Consider the following 26960-nt stretch of genomic DNA (forward strand, 5'->3'; position numbering starts at 1 on the left):
GGTTCCAAACTGACAAATCCGTGGCTTGTGCAGGCTGCGGGGCTAGCCAGGCCGCAATCGCTGCAGCAGTGCTTCAAACTCCGCCGTGCCCTTGCGCGCTTGCGCCAATCCTCCTTGCAAGGGGGCGATCCAAACAATGCGGTCGGCGTGGCGCGCCTCGCGCTGCAAATGGCTGGCCATCACGATGGCGCTGCGGCCGCCAGCTGCGCGCTGGGCATGCCATTGCGCCAACGCGCTCATCACCTGGGCAGCGGTCTGGCGGTCGAGGCCTTCGGTGGGTTCGTCCAGCAAGCGCAAGGGTGCGGGGTGCAGCAGCAGGCGGGCGAGGGCCAGGCGGCGTGATTCGCCCCCCGACAGGCCTGCGCCCTGGCTGCCCAGCGGCGTGTTCAGTTGTTGGGGCAGTGCGCGGATGACGTCGGCCAGGCCTGCCGTTTGCAGCGCGTCCCACAGCTGCGCATCGCTGGCATCAGCGCGGCCCAGGCGCAGGTTGGCGGCCACGCTGGCCTGGAACAGCTCTGTGCGCTGGGGCAGGCTGGCACAGGGCACGCGCAGCACCTGGCCGGCGCTGGGCGCCAGGTCGCCCGCTATCAGCGCCATCAGGCTGGATTTACCGGCGCCGCTGGGCCCGGCCAGCACCAGCCATTCGCCATCGGCCACCTGCAGATCGACCTGCTGCAGCAAGGCGCTGGCGCTGCCCGGGTGTTGCAGGCGGACTGCTTGCATGTCCACGGCCAGGCCGGTAGCAGGTGCTTGGGCTTCGCCGGAGCGGGTGCCTGCAGCGTCATCGAGCAGCGGAGCAATGCGGCGCGCAGCGAGCAGGGTGCGGCCCGCTTCCATTGCGCCACGGCGGATGTGGACGAGGGGCTCCAGCGCTGCCAGCAGCAGCAAGGTGGCCAGCGCGGCAATGGGCGCGCCGATCTCACCCTTTTGTGCCAGCCAGGCGGCGCAGAGCAAGGCGGCTGCGGTAGCCAGGTGGCCCAGCATGGCCATCGCGATGGCGACCCCCGATTCCAGCCGGTTGAGACGGATATCGGCCGCACATTGCTGGCGCTCTGCCGCAGCGATGCGCGCCATCTGGCGGGGCAGGGTGCCGGCCATCACCAGCTCGGTCTGCGCGCCCACGGCATCAATCACCTGGGCCCGCAGCTGTTCGCCGGCAAAGCTGCGGCGTAGCGCGGTCATAAAACCGTAGCGCACGCACCAGGCCACGCAGGCCAGGCCGCCGGCCAGCACCATGGCGCCCACGAGCAGGCCGCTTTGCCAGTTCAAAAAGACCGTCAACGCCAGCGCGGTGACGCAGGCACTGACCAGCAGCGCGACGGCCGGGGTCAGCAGGCGCAGGTAGACAGCGTCGAGCGCATCGATGTCGGCGGTAAGGCGGTGCAGCAGGCGGGCGGGGCGCTGGCGCAGCGCCAATGAAGTATCAGCGGCGGCCAGGCGCGAGAACAGCTGCACCCGCAGGGCGGCCAGCACGCGCAAGGTGGCATCGTGGGTCACCACCCGCTCGCTGTAGCGCGCGCCGGTGCGCAGCATCGAGAAAAAGCGCACACCGGCGCCGGGTGCGAATACATCAAACACCACGGCCGTGGCGGCGGAAAGACCCGCCACATAGGCAGCCGTGAGGAACCAGCCCGACAGACCCAGCAACGCCATGCCGGCACACACGGTGATGGCAGCGAGCAGGCTGCCCAGCAGCATGCGCCGGCGGAAGGGCGATTGCGCAAACAGTTGAACAATGGGGCGCAGCGCGTTCCAGGCCATCATGCGATGCTCCTCGTGGCGGCGGGCAGGCCGGTGGCAATGGGCGGCTGGCTGCCATCGAGCGACAGCACCCGGTCCATGCAGGCGGCCAGCAGCGGATCATGGGTGGCCACGACCAGAGTCGCGCCGCGTGCAGCCAACGCCAGCAGTCCCTGGCGCACAAACTGCGCGGTCTCGGCATCCAGGTGGGCCGTCGGTTCATCGGCCAGCACCAGACGACAGCCAGGCGTGGCGGCAGCGCGTGCCAGGGTCAGGCGCAAGGCCTCGCCACCCGACAGGCCCAGGCCGCCATCGCCCACCACCGCATTGCCGCGCAAGGCCAGCACGGGGCCGAGCGCCGCGCGCTGCACTGCTTGCTGCAGTGCGGCGTCGTCGATATCGCGGCCCAGGCGGATGTTGTCCACCAGGCTGGCAGCCAGCACATGGGGCTTTTGTGCGACCCAGGCCATGCCGCTGCGCAGCCGGTCGGCATGGGCTGCATCCAAGGGGGCGCCATCGATATGGATGCTGCCGGCGCTGGGGGCAGCCAGGCCCGCGATCAGCGCCATCACGGTGGATTTGCCGCTGCCGCTTTCTCCCCACAGCGCAACGCGCTCCCCCGCGGCAATCTCTGCGCTGAAGGCATGGACCACCAGCGGGCTCTGCGCGCTGTATTGAAAGCTGATGTCCTGGATTGTCAGCGTGGCAGCGGTTGTCATGGGGGCGCTGGCGGCGCTGTCTGGGTGCCCATTGCCAGTACCCACCAGCTGCGGGCCAGGCTGCTGCAGCGCTTGCAGCGCGTCCAGCGCAGCGACACCGGCGGCCTTGTCATGCCATACCGCAGACAGCTCGCGCAGCGGCTCAAAAAACGCGGGGGCCAGCAGCAGCACGAACATGGCCTGGGCGAGGCCCAAGGTACCGCCCCAGCTGCCAAACGGGATCTGGCCCAGCAAATGAAAGCCGACATAGACCGCCACCAGTGCCACGCCCAGCGCAGAGAACAGCTCCAGCACCGCAGAAGACAGGAACGCAATCTTGAGCACTGCCATGGTGTTGGCGCGCAGCTGCTCTGCCGCACTGGTCAGCTGTTGCGCCACCTGGGCCACGGCGCCCAGCCCGCGAATACTGGCGAGACCCTGCAGGCGATCGAGCAAGAACTGGTTCAGGTTGCCAACATCCTGCAAATGCTTCTTGCTGGCCGCCTCGGCCCGCCAGCCCACCAGCGCCATAAAGATAGGGATCAGGGGCGCAGCCACCAGCAGCACCAGGCCAGCGACCCAGGACAGGCTGAACACGCAGACCAGGATGACCAGCGGCACCACCATGACCTTGGTGCGCGCCGTGGTGTAACGGGCAAAGTACGGCGTGATGTGGTCAGCCTGCTCGTTGAGCACACTGGCCGCCAGCCCGGCCGATGGGCGGTGCGGGTGCAACGGCGAATGCAGCGCCAATGCCTGCAGCGCCTGCAGCCGCAGCTGCTGCGTATGCGCACGCGCCGCCGCAAACGCCCGGCGCAGGCCATAGCCGTCCACCAGGGCCCGCAGCAAACCCAGTGCCAGGAACAGGGCGCAAGCCTTGGCCAATGCCGACCAGGCTGCTTGCTGGTGAATTGCCTCAATCCCCCAGGCAATGACCGCCGCTTGCGGCAGCCACAGCAAAGCCGCAAGCACCTGCCACCACGCTCCCTTTGCAGAGGGGCGCATTGCCACAGCAGGGCTGCTGGTGGAGGGGGTAGCGCGGGTGGATGGCATGGATGAGTTTTTCAGTTTTCAGAAATTCTTGAAAGTATTGTATATCCAAGATACTCATTAATTCAATTTATCGAATACCTGATAGGAACTACGTTGATCGAAGGCGCTGGACTTGACGGGCCGTGCTTAGGCGTCAGTTGCTACGAAATTCAGAGCATTCAACGCCCTGAAAACATAGTGAATGCAGAAATTGCCGTAAACCCCAGAGCCTTCGGTTCTGGCTGCTGCCTGGCGTTTTGAGCCCGCTTTGCCAAACGCTTGAGCCGATTGTGTTGCCTAGAGTGTGAACAGAGCTTGCTGTAAGTCAAGAACAGCGCGGGTTCTCCCTAGGGGGTGGGATGGCGTGGGGAAGGCGTTGTTCGGGGGCGACTGGGTGCCGCTCACTGGAACACCAGGGCGGTGTAGTCAGATGCAGTCAGCCTACGTCTGACTGTTCGGTGATGGTGTTGATCGTTCCCAGATCGCGGTAGCCGTTGGTTTGGGTACTCACTGGGAAATGGCTTCAAGGCCTTGGAAGTCGCCGGCCGTGGCATCCGTTTCTAATGGGCTGGCATTGCTGGATATATTGCTGGGGTGAATCCAGATTTGGAGCTGCTGCTGTCTGAGATATTCAATCTGTACAAAGATGCCGCGTTTGCATTGTCAGGGAAATTTGGAATGTCCTCCTCTGTCTTTGCTTGTTGATTAACTGGATTGAAGCACGAGGTCAGATTCAGCTCCGGTGAATCTGCTCTCGGAAAGCCAAAGCTGTGGCTTTTGCTATATAGTTTGGGCATCAAAGAGATTTCAGAGTCCATGATGAAATTAACATCGTGTCAACCGATCCAAACACCAATAAAAATCTGTTGAAGTATATCAGGGTCGAATTAAAAATATCTCGCAGATCATAGATGCCATGAACGATGCGAGAATCTCTGTGGGTTTGTATTCCGGTGAGAGTGAGAAGGACGAGGCTGGACCTGAAAGAGGCATTTACAACGAAATTCTGGTAATTCTGTCTCCGCCCTGCACCCGAACTGGAAGTCTTTGCGGAAACAGTGCGAGATAGTTGTAAGCCGACCCCAAGGTGCATCAAGTGCAGTGATTCTTTTTTCTCCAAATGCCTTCTTCAGACTGGATTTTTGGGGCACCTTTGTGTGCGCAAAGTGACTGCCTGAGGCATCACCTTTTGCAACTGCCATCATCCAGGATCGACGTCAAAGTGACCGTTGAGGTTTGCACTCTAAAATCAACCATGGCCAAATCAACACTGCTGGCCTTGAAAAGATCGACGACCTCGTGTAATTGATTTCTTGGGGCTGTCACAACGATTCGGTTGATTTTGTAATCGATGTGCATGCTAGAAATATTGCGGTGGCTGCGAAGTAGCCCTTTGACCACTTCGTTGTGAAACTTCTGCAGCGCCATCTCGCTGTATTTAACGCGTGCGATGCGGAGTTTTTTCAGAATGGCATCGTCTAAATCAATGTCGGATGCCAGGCCGAGCACCAGTTGCCCATCCTCTGCCAGCCACATTCCTGCATAGCTGTCTCCAGCTGCTTGAAAAATAGCAGCGCATTGGCTTTGTGTGGGATAAATGGGCGCTTGTGCATTGGCGGCGGTGTGCGCTGCAAGCAGCGAAAATCCGCAGGTCACGAGAATTTTCATCATGCAGGTTCCCCCGATGTATTTTCAGTGGTGGGATTGGCCCCGGCACTTTCTTCTTCCCCCTGCTGTCTCAACTTCTTCAACACCCAATGAATATGGCTGCGCAGCGCATACAACTCATCCGCATACGACAGCGGTACGGTGATCTTCTCGACCTTGCGGCTCAGTTCCAGCAATTCGGCCTGGATGCTCGCCCGGTCGGGGTTGGGTTGCTCCATCTCATGCTCAATGGCACGCAGCTGGCCGTACCACTTGAAGACGCGTGAGCGCACGCGGAACTGGTAGAGGGGTGGTACGACCCGCGACAGCGGCAGCATGAAGGCCAGCAAGACACCCAGCACCAGCCACATGCGCTCGACCAGGTTGGCGAGCCAGAAGGGCAGGTAGCGCTGCAGCAGCGGGGCGGGCTCGTTGATGGCGCGTACGCCTTCGGGGGCGACGGCCAGTTCGCTGCTGCGGGTGTTGGGAAAGTCACGCGCCCGGTTGAACCAGCCCGCCTGGCTGTGGATGCCTTGCGAGGCCTGGGCGAAGAGCTGCTTGATGGCGGGGTGGGTGTCATCGCGGGCCAGCAGCGAGGTGGTGGAGGCCAGCAGGTGCACGTTTTGCGGCGGCACATTGGCGGCGAGGTCGACAATGCCGCGCGGCAAGGTGACAGGGCTCAGGAACCTGAACTTGCGGCCGTAGGCCTCGTTCTGCGGAAAATCCATCAGCTGCACGCCAGGGGTCTTCAGCAGCATTTGCACCATCGGCGATTCGGGCGCAGAGACCAGTACCAGCGCGTCGAGCTTGCCGGCCAGAAACTCCACGGTCGCCGGCGTTTCAGCCAGGTGAGACACGCGCAATTGGGCGAGACTCAGGTGGTTGGCCTCCAGCAATTGGTTGAAGAGATTGGGAACGCCGCTGCCGGCGGTGCCGACATTGACGCGCCAACCGGCGAGCTGAGTGAGGCTGTTCAGGTGGGGGCGCTTGGTCAGGCGCTGGGCCGAGTCGGTGCGGTAGAACAGCCAGACGGGCTCGACAAACAGCGCGCCCAGCGACGTGAGGCTGTCGAGGTCGTCCTCGGTCAGCTCGGCGGTACCGCCTTGCACAAAGGCCAGATCGACCTTGCCCTCGCGCAGCAGCTGCAGGTTGTCGAAGGAGCCTTCGCTGCCGACCAGGTCGACGCGGATCTTGTTCCTGGCCAGCGGCGTGCGGTACTGCTCGCCAAAACTGGCATAAGCGCTTTGGGCCGGGCCGGTGGCCAGCTTGACCTGCGAGGGCGGGTTGGGCTTGAGCCACCAGTAGGCTGCGACGATCAATGCCACGGCCAGGATCACCAGCGGGCCGCCGGAGACCAGCGCATCGCGGATGTTGAGCACCAGGGTGATCAGGGTTTGGCGCAGCCCGTAGGCTTTTTGGCGCATGGACGTGGAGCGGTCACCCATGGTGGTTGGCGGGCTGCCGGCGCAGCGCTGTTGGAATGGCGCCTACTGTAAATCAGCCGCGCTGGGCAGGTGCAAGGCCTTGTGGTTTTCTCCGGCATCGATTTGTAAACGATTGGCATGCAGCACCGCCTGCAGGGTGGCCTGGGCGACGGCCTCGGCGGCCATCGTGGCCAGCACCATCATGCCGGGGCTGCGCCCGGCGGCTCCCGTGCCCAGGCAGAACAAGGTGTCGCCGTCCGACATGGTGTGCACCGGGTTGATGGCGCGGGCCAGGCCGTCGTGGCCCACGGTCGCCAGGCGGTTGGCCTGGGCCTTGGTGAGGGTTGCGTCGGTGGCAATCACGCCAATCGTGGTGTTGGTGCCAGCCAGCAGCGGTTGCGGGGGCTCGCCGCGCAGCAGCGCGCGGCGCGTGTCGATGAGCCCCAGGCCACCGCTGGTGCGCGCGCCGGCCACCACCTGGGCGGTGTCCGGGTTCAGCACATCGCCCAGTGCATTGCAGGCAATGATGGCGCCCACAGTGACGCCATCGACGGTGACCGACGCGGTGCCGATGCCGCCCTTCATTGCCCGGTGGATGCCAAAGATCTTGCCCACCGCTGCGCCGGCCCCCGCACCTACATTGCCTTGTGCGGGCATGCCGCTGCTGGCGGCCTGGCAGGCCGCATAGCCCGCCTGGGCATCGGGGCGGATGCGCATATCGCCTACCAGCACATCAAACAGCACGGCGGCGGGCACCAGCGGAATGCGGCCCACGGAGATATCGAGGCCTACGCCTTGCTCTTCCAGCCAGCGCATCGCGCCGCTGGCCGCATCCAGGCCCCAGGCGCTACCGCCCGCCAGCATGATGCCGTGCACGCGCTCGACCAGGTTGGTGGGGTGGAGCAAGTCGGTTTCGCGTGTGCCGGGTGCGGCACCGCGCACGTCAACGCCGCCTACCGCGCCTGCCTTGGCCAGGATGGCCGTACAGCCGGTGGGGCGGCGCGTGTCTGTGAAGTGGCCCACTTCGATGCCTTGCACCAAGGTGATGGAGCCGGCGGGAGCCATGGGGAGGAGGGAAGAGGACATGGCCCGATTGTGGGCCAAGCCGCAGCCCACTGAGCCGGTGGCAGGGGCTGCAAAGGCAGCGGGCTGTCAAACAGGTGTCTGACAGCCCGCAATGCCGGATAAAAAAATAGCGTGCGGATCAGGGGCGGATGACGATCTGCGGGCTGATGACAATCGCATCGGGGGTGCGGGGCGCCACCAGCACCGGGGCAGCGTAGGCCGGCTGCGGCGCGTAGTAGGCCGCCGGGCGGTCGTGGCAGCGGCGCTTTTCCTTGTATTCGCCATTGCGCTTCCACTTGCGCTCCACCTGGCAGTTGCCGTCCCAGAACTGTTCCTTGTGTTCCTTGCGGTGGTGGTGGCGGTGGCCGCCGCCATGGGCCCAGCTGGCATCCGCCAGGCACGAGAGCGCCAACGCAGTGAGCAAAGGGGTCAACAAACGGTTCATGGCAAGGGGGGGGGAGGGTGAACGATGCTGGCAGCTTAGCGGAAAATCCTGTATCAAAAGATGAGCAATGGTTGCTTTGTACATCAGCTGTTGCGGCTGTTTTGATGGTGTAAATCTATGGCGACGGGTGCTATGATTTTTCCATCTGTAAGCACCCGTTGCCGCGCTGGCGCCGGGTGCTATGCCTCATCAGGCGTTGACGGTGGTTTGCTGCTGCTCACCCAAGCCCTCAATACCCAGGCGCATGGTCTGCCCAGCCTTCAGATAGATGGGCTGGGGCTTGATGCCCAGCCCCACGCCGGGGGGCGTGCCGGTCGAGATGATGTCGCCCGGCTGCAGGCTCATGCACTGGCTGACATAGGCGACGATCTGTGCGACCGTGAAGATCATCGTCTTCGTATTGCCGTTCTGAAAGCGCTTGCCATCTACCTCCAACCACATGGACAGGTTTTGCGGGTCCGGCACTTCGTCGCGCGTCACCAGCCAGGGGCCGATGGGGCCAAAGGTGTCAAAGCCCTTGCCCTTGTCCCAGGTTCCACCGCGCTCGATTTGCCATTCGCGCTCGGACACATCATTGACCACGCAGTAGCCGGCCACATGCTCCAGCGCCTGGGCTTCGGTGATGTACTTGGCGGCCTTGCCGATGACCACGCCCAGCTCGACTTCCCAGTCGGTCTTGGTGGATCCACGGGGAATCTCGACCGCATCGTTGGGGCCGCAGATGGCGCTGGTCCATTTGTTGAAGATCACCGGCTCGGTGGGAATGGCGGCGCCCGATTCAGCGGCATGGTCGGCATAGTTGAGGCCGATGCAGATGAACTTGCCCACGCGCGCTACGCAAGGGCCGATGCGGGGCTGGCCGGGCACCGCTGGCAGGGTGCTGGGGTCGATCGCGCGCAGGCGTGCCAGGGCGGCATCGCCCAGCTGCGCGCCTTCGATATCGCTGAGCACGCCAGAGAGGTCGCGCAAGGTGTTGCTGCTGTCGAGCAGGCCGGGCTTTTCCTGGCCCACCGGGCCATAACGCAGTAATTTCATGTCATCTCCAAAGAATCAATAGCGAGCAGGCGCCAGTCTAGGGTCCTGCCAGCCAGGGGGCTGTCGCGCAGCGAAAAATCGAGGTGGGGTGGCGGACTCAGTTGGACCAGCCGCCATCAATCACATGGGCCTGGCCCGTGGTGAACGCTGCCTCGTCCGATGCCAGATAGGCGACCAGTGCCGCAATCTCCTCGGGCTTGCCGACGCGGCCCATCGGTTGGCGGGCCACAAAGGCGGCGCGCACGGCGTCAACGGAAAGCCCATCGTGCGTGGCCTGGGTGGCAATGCGCTGGGCCAGCGACGGCGAATCGACCGTGCCTGGACAGATGGCATTGCAGCGCACGCCCCGGGTGCAGTAATCGGCGGCGATGGACTTGGTCATGCCGATGACCGCTGCCTTGGAGGCGCTGTAGGCAAAGCGGTTGGGCACGCCCTTGATGCTGGAGGCGGCCGACGACATATTGATGATGCTGCCCTGGCCCCGCTGCAGCATGCCCGGCAAAAAGGCGCGGATGCTGCGGTACATGGCTTTGACATTGAGGTCAAACGCGAAGTCCCAGTCCTCCTCGCTGCATTCGAGCACGCTGCCGGCATGCACAAAGCCTGCGCAGTTGAAGAGGATGTCGATGGGCCCGAGCACCTCGGCCAGGGTCTGGATCTGGGCGCTGTCGCGCACGTCGAGCTGGCGCGCATCCAGGCCGGAGCCTGCGAGCGGGCCGATGTGCAAGTCGGTGGCAATCACGCGGGCGCCTTCGGCTGCCAGCCGTTCGGCGCTGGCGCGGCCAATGCCTTGCGCCGCTGCGGTCACCAGGGCCACCTTGCCTGCCAGGCGGCCGGGGGAGACGGAAGAATGGGTCATGGAGTCAGTCCTGTCAAAACTATCAAAAGGCCCGGCTGCGCCGCAGGTCAGCGCAGCCGGGCAGGGCATGAAAGCGCTGCGGGTTTAAAAGTGGCCGTCCTGGGCCAGCTTGGGCGGGCTGCCAGCTGCGCTGGTTACCGGGCTAGGTGCGGTAGCGGATACCTGTTGGCGGCGGCCATGCTTGCGCGCCCACATGGCCGTGAGGATGGGCACCAGGATCGCGGTCAGCAGGCAGGCGGTGGCGGTGATCGCCGTGGCCGAATCGGCCATGGACTTGAGCTCGGGCACCATGGTGCCGATGATTTGCGGATTGGCGACAGCCGCACCGGCCGTGGATGAGGCAGCCAGTCCGGCCGTGCCATTGCCGCCGCCGATGAACTTGTCCGCCAGGATCAGCGGAATGCCAGTGACGATGATGACCGCCACCCCCACAAAGACGCCGGTAAAGCCGCTTTTGGCGATGACGCCCAGGTCGATCGAGCAGCCCAGCGCAAAGCCGAAAAAGGGGATCAGCGGGTGCACGCAGCGGCCAAAGAACTCACGCAGGTTCGCATCCAGGTTGCCCAGTGCAAAGCCGATCAGAAACGGCAGCACGGCGCCGGCAAACAAGCGCGGCTCAAACACCGCCACGCCGGTGGCGCCCAGGATCAGCATGCTGACCAGCGGGCCCGACTCGATGGAGGTGAGCACAAAGGCGCCTGCCTCCTCTTGCGTGCCGTACTGCTGCATCAGTGCGGCATACAGGCCGCCATTGGTCATGTCCATCGCGGTGACCAGGGCCAGCACCGACAGGCCGGTGAACAGCCCCGTCTGGATGCCGCCTGGCGGCAAGAAGCGCGTGGCCACCATGGCCACGACCCAGGCCACCAGGATCTTCGTGACGACCAGGGTGCCGGATTTTTTCAGCACCACGCCCGTCGCCTTGAGGTTGATCGTCGCCCCCATGCAAAAGAACCAGACCGCCAGAATGGGCACGGTGCCGGTCATCAGCCCGTTCGTGAACGAGCCGAAGTACTTGCCGGCATCCGGTGCAAAGGTGTGCACGCAGGCGCCCAGCAGCAGCGGAATCAGCATGAGCCCGCCGGGCACACGCTCAATGGTTTTCTGGATTTCCATGTCTCGCTCCTCACACTTTGGTGGTGAATTTGTTATCGCTTGTAGAGGTGTTGTCCGATGACTACCGAATCAACCGGGACAGTGTTCCATAAATTTAAAACTGAAAAATAGCTGGTTAACCCTTTGTTTAATTCCATTCATAGAAATTTACGGAACAGTGTTCTGAAAAATGAAGATTGTGTTCCAATAGTTGCCATATCTCTTGGCTGGCCGGTCCTAGCGCTGGCTGTTTTTGATACCACCCCTCCCACAGTCCATGCCCCATTCCTCCATCTCCCATGCGCCTGCCCTGGTCCCGTCCAGCCCCCGTCATCCGTTTGATCTGCAGGGAAGGGTGGCGCTGGTGACCGGCTGCAATACCGGCATTGGCGCGGGCATTGCGGTGGCACTGGCGCAGGCGGGGGCCGATATCGTCGGGCTCAACCGCAGCGATGCCAGCCAGACGGCCGCGCAGGTGCAGGCGCTGGGGCGCCGGTTTGTGCCGGTTCAGGCCGACCTGTCGCGCACGGAGGCGATGGCCGATGTCCTGGCCCAGGTGCTGGCAGCGGCGGGCCAGGTCGATATCCTGGTGAACAATGCCGGCATCATTCGCCGTGCCGATGCGCTGGACTTCAGCGAAGCGGACTGGGATGCGGTGATGAACACCAACCTCAAGAGCCTGTTCTTTCTGTCGCAGGCCGTGGCGCGCCATATGCTGGACTGCGCCGCGCAGCAGGGCGCGCAGTGGCGCGGCGGCAAGATCATCCATATCGCATCGCTGCTGTCGTTCCAGGGAGGGGTGCGGGTGCCTTCCTATACGGCAGCCAAGAGCGGCGTGCTGGGCCTTACGCGCCTGATGGCCAATGAATGGGCCGCCAAGGGCATCAATGTGAATGCGATTGCGCCCGGCTATATCGAGACCAACAACACCGAGGCGCTGCGCCAGGACGCAGGCCGCGCGGGCGAGATCCTGCAGCGCATACCGGCCGGGCGCTGGGGGCAGCCGGCGGACCTGGGGGGCGCGGCGGTGTTTCTCGCCTCCAGCGCGGCCGATTATGTGCATGGCCATACCTTGGCTGTCGATGGCGGCTGGCTGGCCCGATAATCAAGGCCATCCACCACAGCCCAACACAGAAGGACGGACCGATGAGCGAGAGCCCCGCAGCCCTGGACAAGACCGACACCGTCGCCGCGGTGGAAAAAGCCTTTGCCATTCTGGAATGCCTGGGCAACCAGCGTGATGTCAGCGTGACCGCGCTGGCCCAGCAACTGTCGCTGTCCAAGTCATCGGTGCACCGCCTGCTGCAAACCCTCAAGGCCCTGGGCTATGTGGCGCAGGATGGCGAATCGGAGCTGTACCGCGCCACCTTGCGGCTGTTTGAGCTGGGCGGCAAGGCGTTGGAGAACACCGACCTGGTGCGCGAGGCCGATGAGGAAATGCGCCGCCTGGGCGCGCTGACCCGCGAGACCATCCACCTGGGTGCGCTTGACGAAGACGCGATCATCTACATCCACAAGATCGAATCGGATTTTGGGCTGCGCATGCAGTCGCGCATTGGCCGGCGCAAGCCCTTGCACAGCACCGCCATTGGCAAGGTGCTGCTGGCCTTCATGCCTGCCGAGCAGGCGCACAGCCTGCTGTCGTCGCAGCCGCTCAAGCTGTTCACGCCCCGTACCTTGAGCTCCGTCGATGCCGTGATGGACATCCTGCCCCGTGTGCGTGCCCAGGAGGTGGCCGAGGACGATGAAGAGGCCGAACCCGGTCTGCGCTGTATCGCGGTGCCTGTGTTTGACCGCTTTGGCCACGTGATTGCCGCGCTGTCGGTGTCCTTCCCGATCATGCGCTGCGGCGCGGACACGCCGCACTACTACCGCAGCTTGCTGAAAACCGCCAGTGCGGCGATCTCGCAAAAGATGGGCTGGCATGCGCCGCACATTGCCAAAGATGCGAAAGATGCGGAAGATGCGGAAGGCGAGCCGGGCAGCACAGGCGGCGCGCCACTGTAACGCTGCTGGCGCTGTTTGGGTCCCGCCGGGCATCCAGCGGGCATCAAGCTGGCATCAGCCAGTTGCCAGAACAAAATCGCCGGGCTCAAAACGGGCGCTGGTATCCATGCGCACCTGGCGCAGCGCTGCCGTTTGCTGGTGCGCGTCATACAGCACCTCGGCGGCATAGTTGATCAGCAGGCTGCGGCGGCGTGCGCCGCTGGTGTTGAGGCTGGCGGCATGCAGCAAGTCGACATCAAACACCAGAATGTCGCCGGCCTGGCCAGAGATCTGAATGGCCAGCGATTCATCATGCTCGCTGCGCGCAGCCTCTTGTGCACTGGGGCGGTGGCTGGCGGGGACCAGGCGCGTGGCGCCGTTCTCAGGCCCAAAGTCATCCAAAAACGCCAGTGCGCCGACGGTATCGCCCGGCCGCTGGTTGGAAAGGTCACGGTGCAGGCGCTGGTAGCCGCCGCCGCCCACGGGCTCGCGCCCTTCCACTTGCGACAGAAAAAAGCGCTCACCGATCAGCACGCCCGCAGCGGCCAGCAGCTGCGGCAGCCGGCACACCGCCAGCATCTGGGCGTTGTCGTCTACCAGCGCATGGCGCCAATCCCAGCCCCGGGGCACTGGCCAGTCGCTGGTGATGCCTGCATCAAAGGCCTCGCGCAAACCCGGCAGCCAGTCGGCCGGAATGGCCTGGCGCAGCAGCAGATAGCCGTCGTGCTGGAGCGGTTCGCGGGGGCCCATGGTTTGCCTTTCAAGCTGCGGGTGGGGTGAGGGCGGTTGAGGTGCAGCGGGGAGTATAGCCAGCGAGGGCGGCATACATCGGCAGCCGGCATCCCCGTGGTGGCTGTGGCCGGCTGCCAGATTGCGGACATTTTCGTCCGGTATGTTCTGAATCTCGGCCTGATTGTCTTAAGGTCGCAGTCGCTGCACCATGGCGGCTGATACTTTTCACCCGCCAGCGGCCCCTGGCCTGCGCGGGTTTGTACAGGACTTTCGCTTAGCGCCATGGCAGATTCTTCTTCGCTTTCCTCCCACCCATCCCCCTCTCTTGAACCCAGCTGCACCCCCCAAAGCGGCGGCCTGCCGCTGGCATCGCTGCTGGCGCTGGCGCTGGCGGGCTTTGTCACCATCCTGACGGAGGCCTTGCCGGCCGGATTGCTGCCGCAAATCAGCGCCGGGCTGGGTGTGTCGCAGGCCATGGCCGGCCAGCTGGTCAGCCTGTATGCGATAGGCTCCTTGGTGGCGGCGATACCGCTGACGGCGGCCACCCAGCGCATGCGCCGCAAGCCCTTGCTGCTGGCGGCATTGGCAGGCTTTGTGCTGGCCAACAGCATCACGACGGTGTCAGGCAGCTATGCGCTCACGTTGCTGGCGCGCTTTGTAGCGGGGGTGGCGGCTGGCCTGCTCTGGGCCTTGCTGGCGGGCTATGCCACCCGCATGGTGCCGCCCCACCAAAGCGGACGCGCCATTGCGATTGCGATGCTGGGCGCGCCGCTGGCGCTTTCGCTGGGCCTGCCGCTGGGCACCTGGATGGGCCAGCACCTGGGCTGGCGCCTGTGCTTTGCCAGCATGAGCGTGCTGGCGCTGCTGCTGATGGCCTGGGTGCAGCTGCGCCTGCCCGATTTTGCCGGCCAACCTGCTGGCCAGGCCTTTGGGTTGGGCCAGGTCTTCCGCCTGCCTGGGGTGCGGCCGGTGCTGCTGGTGGTGCTGGCTTATGTGCTGGCGCACAACCTGCTCTACACCTATATAGCGCCTCTGCTGGCGCCTGCCGATCTGGGCGCGCAGATCGACCGGGTGCTGCTGGTGTTCGGGCTGATGTCGGTGCTCAGCATCTGGATCACCGGCCTTCTGATTGACCGCCATCTGCGTGCGCTGAGCCTGGCGAGCACGGGACTGTTCCTGTTTGGTGCTGTGTTGCTGGCGCTGGCGATGCAGTTGCCCGCTGCCGTCTATCTGGCGGTGGCCGTTTGGGGCCTGGGTTTTGGCGGGCTGCCGCCGCTGCTGCAAACGGCCCTGGCCAAGAGTGCAGGGCCGGCGGCCGATGTGGCGCAGTCGATGCTGGTGACCTCATGGAACCTGGCCATTGCCGGGGGCGGCATGGCCGGTGGCGTATTGCTGGCCCAGTGGGGCGTGGCGGCGTTCTCGCCAGCGGTGCTGCTGCTGATGCTGCTGAGCCTGGCGGTCGTGCTGATGGCCAAGCGCCATGGCTTTGCAGCGGCCCGGCCCTGACAGCGCAGGCGTAGACAAAGGCGCTGAGACAGGATCTCAGCGCCTTTGCCTTCAGGGCGTTAAATCAGCTTAGAAGCTGGCCGTCAAGGTGGCAAAGAAGCGGCGGCCGGGCAGGTAGAAATTGTTGCCCACATCGCGGTTGCCGCTGGCATTGCGGTCAAACAGGTTCTTCACGCCGGCGTTGATGCGCAGCGCCTTGTTGATGCGGTAGTTGGCCGCCAGGTCGTACAGCACATAGCTGTTCTGGATGCGCTGCTCGCCAAAGTTGGAGTTGTCGGCCAGGCGCTGGGCCAGGCCCATCTGCTTGCCCACCAGCTCGGCGCCCAGGCTCAGGCCCAGGGCAGCGTTGACCTGCCAATCCAGCACCGAGGAGCCGCTCCACTTGGAGACGGTGGTCAGCGCCACGCCGGTGGTCTTGTTCTCGGCCTTGAGCATATGGGTCAGGCTGTTGTTCCAGGTGATGCTGCGGCTCAGCGGCACGCGCAGATTGGCTTCCAGCCCGCGCGTGATGGCCGCGTCGATATTCACATACTGGGCCCAGTAGTTGCTGCCGCCCGGCAGGTAGCCAATGCCTTGCGAATCGATCTTGTCCTTGAAGTCGGTGTTGAAGAAGGTCAGGCCCGCTTGCCAGCCCTCATGCTCCCAGGCGGCGCCCAGCTCCCAGTTCTGCGAGGTCTCGGGCTTGAGGTCGGAATTGCCCCGGATGCTGCAACCGCCACCGGTGTAGCCGGCAAAGCCGCAGCCCGCGCCTTGCGACTGGCTCACAAAGTTCTCGTTGGACTGGCGCAGGTTGGGCGCGCGGAAGCCTTCCGAGTAGCCGCCACGCAAGGTCCAGGCAGCGGTGGGATGGTAGACCAGGTAGGCGCGCGGGCTGATGTGCGAGCCGTAGTCGTCATGGCGGTCACCGCGCATGCCCAGGGTCAGGGTCAGGTTGTCGCGCAGAAAGATCTGGTCTTCGACAAACAGGGCCTGCGACTTGGCCTGCTTGTAGCTGAGGCCGATCACGCCTGCCTCATTGGCGACCGAGCCCACCGAGTTCGGGTTGTCCAGCTCCTGGCGCTGCCACTGCGCACCCACGGTCAGCATCTGGTCAAAGCCCCATTTAAAGGGCATGGTCACCGATCCGTCGAGGATCAGGTCTTCCGATACCGAATGGGTGTTGTAGGTCTGGGTAGCGGTGCCACCGGGCACCGGCACAAACTGGCCGTTCTCGATCCGAGGCGCAGTCGTCTCGTTGCTGTACTTGCTGTGGCTGAGCGAGAGCTTGGATGTACCAAAGCTGTACTTGCCCTGGTGGGTCAGGCTGGTGCTTTCGCGCTCCATATTGGACGGGCCGCGCGTGGTGGCCGCAGCCGCAAAGCCGCCGGGGTTGCTGGTGGAGGGAGAGGGGCCGCCCAGGGTCTTCCACTCGGCGCGCTGCACATCCAGGCTCAGCTTGTGCTGGTCGTTGATGTCCCAATCCAGGCGTGCACCCAGCGACTGGCGCTTGGCGCCTTCGCGCCCGCCGCCCCAGCGGAAAGCGGTGGTGCCGTCTTCCAGGCCGCTGTCAGCCTGGCGGTAGGTTTGCTGGCCGTTCAGCTGCAGCTTGAAGCCCTTGCCCAGCGGGCCGCTGATGTTGAAGCCACCGCTGTAGTCGTTGCCACGGATGGATTCGGGATTGATCTCGGCACCGGCAGAGACCTGGCCGCCCCATGTGTCGCCGCCTTTCTTGGTGATGATGTTGATCACGCCACCCATCGCGTCCGAGCCGTAGAGCGAGGACATGGGGCCGCGCACCACTTCAATGCGCTCGATCGCTTCGGGCGCAATCCAGTTGAGCTCGTTGCGGGTGTAGCGGTCAAAGGTCTCGCTGGAGCTGCCCACGCGCACGCCATCGACGAGGATCAAGGTGTACTGCTGCGGCAGACCGCGAATCTGGATGCTGGTGCCGCCATCGGGCGTGGTGGCTTGCGTGAGGCCGGGAACGCGGCGCAGCACCTCGTTCAAATCGGTGGCCGGCACGCGCGCGATATCTTCGGCGGTCAGCACCGTCAAGCTGGCCGGTGCGTCCTTGACGGCTGTGGCCGTAGCCGCTGCCGTCACAGTGATCGTGTCCAGCGTGGTGCCGAGATCGGCACGGTCTTGCGCAGAAGCGGCCGGCGCCAGGCACAGGCCTGCGGCCAACGCAATGGGAAGAAGGGGGAATGAAGCAGTGGGATGGGACATGACAACAAACAATGGCAATAAGACGGCCTGCAGGCGGCGCAGCCCCGGGCAAAGCCGGGCGGGCCAAAGGTATGCAGAGCGGAGCTGGCTGGCGTGGACGCGGCGCGGGTCCGGTCACGTTGGCTGGGGATGCAAGTTGATTCGCAATCAGAATCATTTGCGACGCATGTGGCGGGTGTTTGCCTGTTTGTGTCAGTTTGTGACTTGGTTCGCTGCTTGCTGTTCGCCGTGAAGGCAGCAGTGGGGGCTGTGGTGACGAAAAAAAGCGCCCCGACAGCCTGAGCTGAGGAGGCGCACTCGGCTAAGCGTTGACGTTACACAGAATCGCGAGATTTCACTTGCCGGGCGCCCAGGCCTACCAGCAAGCCACTCAGCACCAATAAGGCCCATGGCGCATCGGCAGGTACCGGCGTCGGTGTCGTCACCGGCGGCGTGACGGGTGTGATCACCTCAATGCTGGCCGATGCCGTGCACTGGGTGGCACTCGCGCCGCCCGAAGTGGCAGAACACTGCGTGGTTGTGGCGTCCGGCGTGGCTTGGACTGTGTTGGTCAGCAAGCCGGGCGTTGCATTGGCCTCCACGCTGGCTTGGAGGGTAAACCTCAGTTGTCCGCCAGGATCTCCGGCTGCGGCAGCCGGTGGCAAGGCCAGGTTGGCCAGATTGAGAGCGCCGGTGCCGCTGCTGGGAACCGGGCAACTGGCGCCATTGGCAGCTGTGCAGGCCCAAGCGTTCAGCGTGATACCGGCCGGCGGGGTGTCCGTCAGCTGCGACACCGTGGCCTGCTGCGAGCCTTGGTTGGTCAGCACAATGTCATAGCTGAAGGTTCCACCCGCATTGACCTGGCTTGCGCTGGCGTTTTTGGTGATGTCGACTGAGGTGGGTTTGCAAACGGCCGTAGGCTCAGCCTGCACGAGCAGCCCCGTGACCCAGCCATAGTCCAGCACTTGAAAAACGATTTCGTTCAGACCGGGTTTCCAGTCCTGCGTCAACGTGCGAGAGACGGGCGGGGTGGAAAATGCCGATCCGGGGTTCACGATGGGCGCGTAAGCACTTTGGGCCACGCCGTTGACGTAGATCTCTGTGGCGCTGTCGTCCACCAGGTACGACAGCTGGACCGCGAGATCTGCCGGATCGACGGCAGGGTCCAAGTTGAACTGGTACCGGTAATAGCCCCAGCGTTGGGAATTGGCTCTGTCAAAGCCCAACGGCGAAACCCAATTGGCGTTGGCATAAGGTGACTCGCTCCAAGGCGCTGTCCAGTAAACCGTGAGGGGTGTCCAAGCAGCGGGGGGTATGGCGCTCAAGGCGACGGCGGGGTTGGTGACTGGCCTGCCTGCAAATGCGAATTGCCAAGATGGTTCCACCGCGTTTTGGGGCAGGGCACCTCCGGTTGCTGCGTTATGTCCCGTGCTGAATGCCGCCGATGGCGAGTTGCACGACACCGTGGGCAGCGCCGCTTGCGCCTGTGCGCCAAAAGACGACAGCAATCCCGCCAATGCAATGAACAGGCCTGTCGCTGCCGGAGCCACGGTGGCGCTGAAGCCCTTTGCCCGAGGCATGTTTGTAGAGGTAATGAACTTCACGATAAGACTTTCTGTCGGATGCCTAAGCATGGGCGACTGGACTGAAAAAGGCACAGGCTTAACGTATCGTCAGTGGTACTAGGCTTATACGATGCGTGAATCGTCACCGCGAAACATTGTTTCTGTCAGTCGCATATTGTAAGTTTGGTCACCAAATAAGTCTATTGGCTGCGGGTGCGCGATGGTTTGGCACTAGCGGTTCGGCTGGGATTGCGCGCGCCGGTACCACGCGAGTGTTGCGTCGCGATGTTCCGAGGGGAAAACTCGTGCAACGAGCCGCGTCTGACGCGCCGCGCGGTCGTAGTGCGCAGGGTGTAACCGCTCCAAAGAACTCGGCCGCGAATTTGCCATTCCAGACGTTGGAATGCCAACCGATAGAAGTCACTCAAGCCGGCAACTCAATCACTGCCCTTAACCCACCCTCGCTGCGGTTATGCAGCTTCAACTCGCCGCCATGCGCCCGCACACATGAGCGCGCAATCGCCAGCCCCAACCCAAAGCCACCAGTCTCTCCATTGCGGGCGACCTCCAGCCGGCTGAAGGGCCGAAACGCCTGCTCGATGTCCTGCGGCGCAATGCCGGGGCCTTCGTCTTCGATTTCCATGCGCACGGTGGCGGCAGTGCCCGGGGCTGCGGCATCCGGGCCGGCCAGCCGCACGTGGACCCTGCCGTAGCGCGCGGCATTGTCGATCAGGTTGGCGAGGGCGCGCTTGAGGTGGGCCGGGCGGCAGCGGTAGCTGATGCTGTCTGGCGGGCTCCAGTCCACCTGGCGGCCCAGGGTGCGCTGCTGCTCGACCACGTCGCCCACCAGCGCGTCCAGATCGACAGGCTGGGTGGTTTCGCGCATCGCGTCGTCCTGGGCAAAGTGCAGGATCTCTTCGACCATGCTGTGCATCTCGTTGATGGTGTTCACCATCGCCTGGCGCAGTTCGTCGTCGTCCACCAGCTCGGCGCGGATGCGCAGCGAGGTGAGGGGGGTGCGCAGGTCGTGGCCGATGGCGGCGACCATGCGGGTGCGGTCGTTAACGACGCCGAGCAGGCGGTCCTGCATCTCGTTGAAGGCCTCGATGATTTCGCGCACCCCTTCGGGGCCGGACAGCGGCAGGTGCGCGGAGCGCTCGCCCCGGCTGATGCGCTGGGCCGCGTCGGTGAGCATGCGCAAGGGCTGCATGATGCGCCGGCCAAACAGCACCGCAATGACGATGATGGGCAGCATGCCCACGGGGATGGAGAAGCTCAGCACCCGGCTCCAGTGGCTGAGCAGCATGGTGGGCAGGTGCCAGCTGCTGAGCCACTGGCCATCGGGCAGGCGCACATCCACATGCAGCATCCAGCTGCCATCGTCATCAAATGCCGGGCTGAGCTTGCCCAGGATGTCCTGGTCCACATCGCCAGCCTCGCTGGCGGCTGCAGGAGAGCGCATGCGCAGATGGATGCGCACTGGCGGGTCTGCAGCGTTGGCACCGGCATCCAGCCCCAGGCGTTCTTGCAGCCTGGCGGTGAGTTTGGCTTCCTGCTCGGTGACAGCTTGGCCGTCGTCAAAAGGGCGTGGGCGGATGCGGAACTGCGAATCGGGCAGGCTGATGCTGTGCACCAGGCGCTGGGCGGATTCGGGGCTGCCCTCCAGCGCGCGGTAGGCGGCGGCCACCCGGGTCTCGATGGTGTGGGCCGACAGCGGGTGCACGACATCGCTGTCCTGGCGCAGCCAGGTCAGCAGCAGCACGGCGACCAGATGGGCGACGATCAGCGCCAGCAGCAGCAGGGCCAGCAACTGGCCGGCTAAGGTGCGCGGCAGCAGTTTCATGGGGCGAGGCTGATGTTTCTGGCAGCCAGCAGGTAGCCGTCGCCGCGCACGGTCTTGAGCATGCGCGGCTGGCGCGGATCGGATTCGAGCTTTTTGCGCAGGCGGCTGATCTGCGTGTCGATGCTGCGGTCAAAGAATGCGTCCCCTTCGCGCTGGGTCAGGTCCATCAGCTGCTGGCGGCTGAGCACGCGGTTGGGGTTCTCCAGCAGTGCGCGCAGCAGGTGGAACTCTGCCGTGGTCAGCGGCACAGGGCTGAGGTTGGGGTCCTGCAGCTCGCGGGTGGTCAGGTCAAAGGACCAGCCTTCAAAGGTGTAGCGCCTTTCTGCCGATACGTCGGCGGTGGGCGCCGCCTGCGCCGCATCGTCTGCCCGCCGGCGGGCGCCGCGCCGCAGCACGCTGCGGACCCGGGCCACCAGCTCGCGCGGGTCAAAGGGCTTGAGCACATAGTCGTCGGCGCCAATTTCCAGGCCCGCCACCCGGTCGGCCTGGTCGGTCATCGCGGTCAGCAGGATGACGGGGGTGCCGATGTGCTCGGCCACAAAGCCGCACAGCGACAGACCGTCCTCGCCAGGCAGCATGACGTCCAGGATGATCAGGTCATAGCTGCGGTCCTTCAGCAACTGCCGCATCGCCAGCCCATCGCAGGCAGTGTCGACATCGAAGTCATAGCGGCGCATGAAAGTGGCAAGAGGGTCGCGGATGCTTTGGTGGTCATCGACGATCAGGATGCTGCGTCGCACATTCATGGAAATTCGGGCATTGGCAAATGAGATTACTTCTTATTATCACCGGCCATCCGCCAGTGGGTGCGGTGCATGGTCAATCCCGCACCTTGCCGCGCTGGGCTTTGACATTGGCGCGCAGGCTCTTGCTTTGCAGGCGGCGCTGCTGCGATCCCCAGGTCGGTTTGGTGGCGCGGCGCTTGCGCGGCTCCACCGCCACGCTGGCCACCAGTGTGTTGAGGCGCTCCAGCGCATCCCACAGGTTTTGCTCCTGGGTGCGGTAGCTCTGCGCCTTGATGACAACCACGCCTTCCTGGGTGATGCGCGAATCGGCCAGGGCCAGCAGACGGGTTTGCACGGGCTCGGGCAGGCGCGATGCACGCACATCGAAGCGCAGGTGGATGGCACAGCTGACCTTGTTCACGTTCTGCCCGCCGGGCCCCTGGGCGCGGATGGCCGTCCACTGCACATCGGCTTCATGCAGGGTGAGGGCGGAGGGCGATGGCGTGGTCATATCGGGAGGCGTGTCGCGGTAAAGCGGCAGGGAAAGGCTGGGTGGGGGTTTCACAGCGCTGTCGTGCAGCGCTGGCATAACCTGTATTTTGCGGCAGCTGTCCGGGAAGCCTCAACAAATCGCTGGGCCAACTCTTGTATAAGACTTAAAAAGCAGCGACAATCCTTGGCGTTGAATTCCGTATTGTGATATTGCATTGCAGCATTTGAGGGACAGGCTTCCCAACGGTGGTCGAGCAGTACATCATGAGGGAGTTTACGCGGGCGCGCCCTGAGCCGTGGAGACCAGCCAAGGCGCGACGCACATCAGAACTTTTGCCACTTGAAAGACCAGATGACTACCCAGCAACCCACCATCATCTACACCCTGACCGACGAAGCCCCTCGTCTGGCGACCGCAGCGTTCCTGCCCGTTGTTCGCAGCTTTGCGAGCGCCGCTGGCATCAATGTGGCCGAGAGTGATATTTCGCTGGCAGCCCGCATTCTGGGTGAATTCCCCGAGTTTCTGACCGAAGCACAGCGCGTGCCCAACAACCTGGCCGACCTGGGCAAGCTGACCCTGACGCCGGATGCCAACATCATCAAGCTGCCCAACATCTCCGCATCGGTGGGCCAGCTGCAAGAAGCGATCAAGGAACTGCAAGACCACGGCTACAAGCTGCCTGACTACCCAGACAGCCCTGCCAACGACGCAGAAAAAGACATCAAGGCCCGCTACAGCAAGTGCATCGGCTCGGCCGTGAACCCCGTGCTGCGCGAAGGTAACTCCGACCGCCGTGCGCCCCTGGCCGTGAAGAACTACGCCAAGAAGCACCCCCATTCGATGGGCGAGTGGAAGCAGTGGTCGCAAACCCATGTGTCGCACATGGAAGAGGGCGACTTCTACCACGGCGAAAAGTCCATGACCCTGGACAAGGCCCGCGAAGTCAAGATGGTGCTGGAGACCAAGTCCGGCAAGACCGTGGTGCTCAAGGACAAGGTCAAGCTGCAGGACGCAGAAGTGGTTGACTCGATGTTCATGAGCAAGAAGGCGCTGCTGGCTTTCTACGAAAAGGAAATCGAAGACTGCAAGCAGTCGGGCATCCTGTTCTCGCTGCACGTCAAGGCCACGATGATGAAGGTGTCCCACCCCATCGTGTTCGGCCACTGCGTGCGCATTTTCTACAGGGAAGCGTTCGAGAAGCACGGCAAGCTGTTCGAGCAGCTGGGCGTGAACGTGAACAACGGCATGGCCAATCTGTACGAAAAGATTGAAACCCTGCCCGCATCGCAGCGCGAAGAAATCATCCGCGACCTGCACAAGTGCCAGGAAGGCCGCCCCGCGCTGGCCATGGTGGACTCTGCCAAGGGCATCACCAACTTCCATTCGCCCAATGACGTGATCGTGGACGCATCGATGCCTGCGATGATCCGCGCTGGCGGCAAGATGTGGGGCGCCGATGGCAAGCCTTACGATTGCAAGGCCGTGATGCCTGAGTCGACCTTTGCCCGCATCTACCAGGAAGTCATCAACTTCTGCAAGTGGCATGGCAACTTCGACCCCAAGACCATGGGCACCGTGCCCAACGTGGGCCTGATGGCGCAAAAGGCCGAGGAGTACGGCTCGCACGACAAGACCTTCGAGATCAGCGAAGACGGTGTGGCCAACATCGTCGACATCGCCACCGGCGAAGTGCTGATGAGCCAGAACGTGGAGCAGGGCGACATCTGGCGCATGTGCCAGGTCAAGGACGCACCGATCCGCGACTGGGTCAAGCTGGCCGTCACCCGTGCCCGCAACTCCGGCATGCCTGCCGTGTTCTGGCTGGACCCCTACCGCCCGCACGAAGCCGAGCTGATCAAGAAGGTGCAAACCTACCTGAAGGACCACGACACCAGCGGCCTGGACATCCACATCCTGTCGCAGGTGCGGGCGATGCGCTTCACCTTGGAGCGCGCAGCCCGTGGCCTGGACACGATCTCGGTGACCGGCAACATCCTGCGTGACTACCTGACCGACCTGTTCCCGATCCTGGAGCTGGGCACCTCCGCCAAGATGCTGTCGATCGTGCCTTTGATGCAAGGCGGTGGTCTGTACGAAACCGGCGCCGGCGGCTCTGCCCCCAAGCATGTCGAGCAGCTGGTGGAAGAAAACCACCTGCGCTGGGATTCGCTGGGCGAGTTCCTGGCGCTGGCCGTGTCCTTCGAAGAGCTGGGCATCAAGAACAACAACGAGCGCGCCAAGCTGCTGGCCCAGACCCTGGACCAGGCCACCGGCAAGCTGTTGGACGAGAACAAGTCGCCATCGCGCCGCACCGGTGAGCTGGACAACCGTGGCTCGCAGTTCTACATCGCCCTGTACTGGGCCCAGGCGCTGGCCGCCCAAACCACCGATGCCGAACTGGCCGCCAAGTTTGCGCCACTGGCCAAGAGCCTGAGCGACAACGAGGCCAAGATCGTTGGCGAGTTCAAGGACGTGCAAGGCAAGCCTGCCGACATCGGCGGCTACTACCAGCCGGACACTGCCAAGCTGGATGCTGTGATGCGCCCCAGCAGCACCTTCAACGCAGCGGTGGCTGCACTGGGCTGATAAGGCCCTGGCCTGGGCTGGCTGATGCTGCCCGGGTTGCGATGCTCCAAGTAGAACCGGCAGTCCCTTGTGGGCTGCCGGTTTTTTTTGTTGGCTACCGGTTTGCTGACTGGGGGTGTTCGGTTGGCGTATACCTTTGTATATGGCTCCCATGCCAATGGCAGTGGCATGCACCCCAAAGGCCACTGGCGATCCCGCGCTTGGCCTGCGAAAATCCTGTCTGTCGTCGCGAAAGCCCTGAGTCTTGTTACTGCGATGACGCTTCGCCCTGTGGCCATGTACCAGCTCGGCGATTGCCGCCGATGCGCACTTCAGTTGTTGAAGCCAACACATGGGCATCTCTAGAACTGTTCAACCGGAGAAAAGCATGGACCCCGATCCTGAGCCTGAAATGCGCTGCTGCCAGCGCCACCTCCCTTTGCACTGCATTACCACCCATCCCCATCGGGCCAACGCCCCGAGGCTGTCACGCATCTAAATGCATGAGAGGCCTTGGCGGCACCTGGCCCCAAGGAGCATCTCATGCTGTTCTTTCACTCCCCATCCAGCGCGCTGCTGCAGCGCGTCATTCGAGCCGCTGTAGCATCTGACGCCCCGTCCGTGCTGTCTGCCTTTCTGGCATCGCAGGGCGACAAACCCTTTGCCCAGGCGCTGTCCGGCCTGTCTGGCCCGGTCATTTCCGATGCGCTGTCGAAGCTGCCTAGCCCCGAGCGTGCACGGGTACTACCCCATTTGAGCCGGCTCGCCCGACGCCGCTTGCAGAGCCTCGATAGGCCTGCCCGGCTGGCGCCTTATCGGCCCACGGCCCGCTCGCGCGCGCTGTGCTGGATATTTGGCCATCGGGCAGGTCTGCCTGTATCCGTGACGGCTGCAAGCGCCCGCCGCTAACCCCTGCGCTGCGCTTTGCCACACGCAAAGCCTGCAGCCGGCTTATTCCCTACTTGTCAATCCGCCAGGCCTTGGCACGCATTGCGTGTGCCATCGCCAGCGCGGAGCTGCGCCAACCGAGGATGCGCGATGTCGTACTTTCAACACTTCTCGTCCGGTGGACCGCCACCGGCCGCCCATACCGGCCTGAACCTGCACAGCCTTGTCTGGAGCCGGTCTGCACGCCGCCCCTATGCGCTGCCGCTGCAGCCGCCTCGGCCCTGGTCGCGGTATGAGCGCCTCTCTTTTTCGATGCTGGGCGTCACCTGGGGCATCTTGGTGCTCGCCGTGGCGGCTCTGCATTTTGGCAACTACCACCTGGATACCAAAACCTCGTCCACCTCGGGCTCGCACGCCGGTTTCTACGAAAGTGCGAGGTCTCTCAAATCCGATAGCCCCGCGCAGGAGTCTTCCCGATGAACATGCAACACCGATCTGATCTTTTGCAGCCCTCTGCAGGTGCCGCGCGGGAAGCCTTGCCCCAGTGGCTGCGCATCCGCGCCGATGAACCCGGCAGGCTGACCGGCATCCAGCAGAGCCTGGGCCTGGACATTGCCCATGGCCTGCAGCGCAACCTGAGCCAGGATGGCGAATTCAGCTACTTTGCTATCACTTTTCTGGGCGTTGAGCAGGGCCTGAGAAAAGCCAGCCGCGTCATCTTTGTGCTGGGCCCACGCATGTTGGTATCGCTGGAACCCGGCACCGCGCCGCAGGCGCTGGAGACCGCGCAGTCCAGGCTAGAGCGCCAAGGGCAAGCCTTGCCGGCATTTGAGAACTTTGCCATGGTGCTCCAGGCCATCAACGATGCGACGGACGAGCTGCTGGATTCGCTCAACAGCGATCTGGGCCGGGTGCTGGTGCAAACCAACTCGGTGTTGAATAGCTTGGAAGCGCGGGACCGCGATTTTGGCGTGAGCGATGTGGTCTCTGCGCAGCTGGACCTGGGCGAAGTCGAAGAGCTGCTGTCCGACTGCCTGGAGAGCCAGTTGCAGCTGGCGTTGGCAGCGCGCCATGCACAGGCGCGCATGCCGCAGGCCGACACCGCCCTTCAAGCGCTCTATGCGACCTTGATCGAAGACATTGAAGCCGTGGAGGACCATGTCAGCTTTGTGCATGACCGCGTGCGGCTGCTGCAAGCAACCAACAACATGGCACTGAACGTCAAGCAGAACCAGATTGTCAAGGTCTTCTCGGTCGTCACAGCCGTGTTTCTACCTGCCATGCTGATTTCCACCTACTACAGCATGAACGTCGCCCGCATGCCCATTCTGGAGTGGCACTACGGCGAGCCCATCACCATCGCGCTGACGGCAGGGCTGGCGTTGCTGCCGCTGCTCTATGTCAAGCACCGTGGCTGGCTGCGCTGAGCCCAG

At 63.7% G+C, this 26960-nt stretch carries 21 protein-coding genes; 6 read left to right on the forward strand and 15 right to left on the reverse strand.

Annotated features, from left to right (window positions below; genetic code table 11):
• Positions 1-42 precede the first annotated feature (42 nt).
• The 9 genes from MJ205_RS06900 to kdgT all read right to left on the reverse strand — a co-directional run bounded on the left by MJ205_RS06900 (position 43) and on the right by kdgT (position 11061).
• Positions 43-1764 (reverse strand): amino acid ABC transporter ATP-binding/permease protein, encoded by a 1722-nt coding sequence (locus MJ205_RS06900; RefSeq protein WP_239811776.1) that lies wholly within the window; start codon positions 1762-1764, stop codon positions 43-45.
• Entirely contained in the window at positions 1761-3491 is a 1731-nt protein-coding gene (gene cydD, locus MJ205_RS06905) for a thiol reductant ABC exporter subunit CydD (RefSeq protein WP_239811777.1), read from the reverse strand. Before cydD ends, MJ205_RS06900 begins: the two co-directional genes overlap by 4 nt.
• Before the next feature lie 1161 nt (positions 3492-4652).
• Positions 4653-5141, reverse strand: a complete 489-nt coding sequence (locus MJ205_RS06910) for a hypothetical protein (RefSeq protein WP_239811778.1) — start codon at positions 5139-5141, stop codon at positions 4653-4655.
• Entirely contained in the window at positions 5138-6541 is a 1404-nt protein-coding gene (locus MJ205_RS06915; protein WP_239811779.1) for a TAXI family TRAP transporter solute-binding subunit, read from the reverse strand. The genes MJ205_RS06910 and MJ205_RS06915 overlap by 4 nt, the downstream gene beginning before the upstream one ends.
• A gap of 63 nt (positions 6542-6604) precedes the next feature.
• Positions 6605-7627, reverse strand: a complete 1023-nt coding sequence (locus tag MJ205_RS06920; protein ID WP_239811780.1) for a P1 family peptidase — start codon at positions 7625-7627, stop codon at positions 6605-6607.
• Positions 7628-7745: 118 nt separating this feature from the next.
• The gene (locus tag MJ205_RS06925) at positions 7746-8051 is read right to left on the reverse strand and encodes a hypothetical protein (protein WP_239811781.1); all 306 of its coding nucleotides are present in this window, start codon (positions 8049-8051) and stop codon (positions 7746-7748) included.
• A gap of 189 nt (positions 8052-8240) precedes the next feature.
• Positions 8241-9086 (reverse strand): ureidoglycolate lyase, encoded by an 846-nt coding sequence (locus MJ205_RS06930; RefSeq protein ID WP_239811782.1) that lies wholly within the window; start codon positions 9084-9086, stop codon positions 8241-8243.
• Positions 9087-9183: 97 nt separating this feature from the next.
• Positions 9184-9945, reverse strand: coding sequence for an SDR family oxidoreductase (locus tag MJ205_RS06935; RefSeq protein WP_239811783.1), 762 nt, complete (start codon positions 9943-9945; stop codon positions 9184-9186).
• 84 nt (positions 9946-10029) lie between these two features.
• Positions 10030-11061 (reverse strand): 2-keto-3-deoxygluconate transporter, encoded by a 1032-nt coding sequence (gene kdgT / locus MJ205_RS06940; RefSeq protein WP_239811784.1) that lies wholly within the window; start codon positions 11059-11061, stop codon positions 10030-10032.
• A gap of 256 nt (positions 11062-11317) precedes the next feature.
• Here kdgT and kduD point away from each other — a divergent pair, with 256 nt between their 5' ends.
• Together kduD and kdgR are read left to right on the forward strand one after the other, a co-directional pair.
• Positions 11318-12145 carry a 2-dehydro-3-deoxy-D-gluconate 5-dehydrogenase KduD gene (gene kduD / locus MJ205_RS06945; protein ID WP_239811785.1) on the forward strand — a complete coding sequence of 276 codons (828 nt, stop codon included), beginning with the start codon at positions 11318-11320 and terminating at the stop codon, positions 12143-12145.
• 41 nt (positions 12146-12186) lie between these two features.
• Positions 12187-13047 (forward strand): DNA-binding transcriptional regulator KdgR, encoded by an 861-nt coding sequence (gene kdgR / locus MJ205_RS06950; RefSeq protein WP_239811786.1) that lies wholly within the window; start codon positions 12187-12189, stop codon positions 13045-13047.
• A 54-nt stretch (positions 13048-13101) separates the two neighbouring features.
• Here kdgR and MJ205_RS06955 read toward each other — a convergent pair whose 3' ends face one another.
• A complete protein-coding gene (locus tag MJ205_RS06955) occupies positions 13102-13776 on the reverse strand; it encodes a phytanoyl-CoA dioxygenase family protein (RefSeq protein ID WP_239811787.1) in 675 nt (224 codons plus the stop codon).
• Positions 13777-14040: 264 nt separating this feature from the next.
• Here MJ205_RS06955 and MJ205_RS06960 point away from each other — a divergent pair, with 264 nt between their 5' ends.
• A complete protein-coding gene (locus MJ205_RS06960; protein ID WP_239811788.1) occupies positions 14041-15264 on the forward strand; it encodes an MFS transporter in 1224 nt (407 codons plus the stop codon).
• A gap of 69 nt (positions 15265-15333) precedes the next feature.
• On the opposite strand, the gene MJ205_RS06965 is transcribed toward MJ205_RS06960, so the two are convergent.
• From MJ205_RS06965 to arfB, 5 genes are all read right to left on the reverse strand, one after another.
• The gene (locus MJ205_RS06965) at positions 15334-17469 is read right to left on the reverse strand and encodes a TonB-dependent receptor domain-containing protein (RefSeq protein WP_239811789.1); all 2136 of its coding nucleotides are present in this window, start codon (positions 17467-17469) and stop codon (positions 15334-15336) included.
• A 314-nt stretch (positions 17470-17783) separates the two neighbouring features.
• Positions 17784-19052, reverse strand: a complete 1269-nt coding sequence (locus tag MJ205_RS06970; RefSeq protein ID WP_239811790.1) for a DUF11 domain-containing protein — start codon at positions 19050-19052, stop codon at positions 17784-17786.
• Between the two features lie 385 nt (positions 19053-19437).
• The gene (locus MJ205_RS06975) at positions 19438-20856 is read right to left on the reverse strand and encodes an ATP-binding protein (RefSeq protein ID WP_239811791.1); all 1419 of its coding nucleotides are present in this window, start codon (positions 20854-20856) and stop codon (positions 19438-19440) included.
• Positions 20853-21602: a response regulator gene (locus tag MJ205_RS06980; RefSeq protein WP_239811792.1), complete on the reverse strand. Its 750-nt coding sequence runs from the start codon at positions 21600-21602 to the stop codon at positions 20853-20855. Before MJ205_RS06980 ends, MJ205_RS06975 begins: the two co-directional genes overlap by 4 nt.
• Before the next feature lie 73 nt (positions 21603-21675).
• On the reverse strand, positions 21676-22092 hold the full coding sequence (gene arfB / locus MJ205_RS06985) for an alternative ribosome rescue aminoacyl-tRNA hydrolase ArfB (RefSeq protein ID WP_239811793.1): 417 nt from the start codon (positions 22090-22092) through the stop codon (positions 21676-21678).
• 333 nt (positions 22093-22425) lie between these two features.
• Here arfB and MJ205_RS06990 point away from each other — a divergent pair, with 333 nt between their 5' ends.
• From MJ205_RS06990 to MJ205_RS07000, 3 genes are all read left to right on the forward strand, one after another.
• Complete coding sequence (locus MJ205_RS06990; protein WP_239811794.1) at positions 22426-24660, forward strand: NADP-dependent isocitrate dehydrogenase; 2235 nt, start codon at positions 22426-22428, stop codon at positions 24658-24660.
• A 1017-nt stretch (positions 24661-25677) separates the two neighbouring features.
• On the forward strand, positions 25678-26007 hold the full coding sequence (locus MJ205_RS06995; RefSeq protein ID WP_239811795.1) for a hypothetical protein: 330 nt from the start codon (positions 25678-25680) through the stop codon (positions 26005-26007).
• A 2-nt stretch (positions 26008-26009) separates the two neighbouring features.
• Complete coding sequence (locus MJ205_RS07000; RefSeq protein WP_239811796.1) at positions 26010-26954, forward strand: CorA family divalent cation transporter; 945 nt, start codon at positions 26010-26012, stop codon at positions 26952-26954.
• Positions 26955-26960 lie beyond the last annotated feature (6 nt).

Source organism: Comamonas sp. B21-038 (genome assembly GCF_022387135.1).
Classification (GTDB): domain Bacteria; phylum Pseudomonadota; class Gammaproteobacteria; order Burkholderiales; family Burkholderiaceae_C; genus Comamonas; species Comamonas sediminis.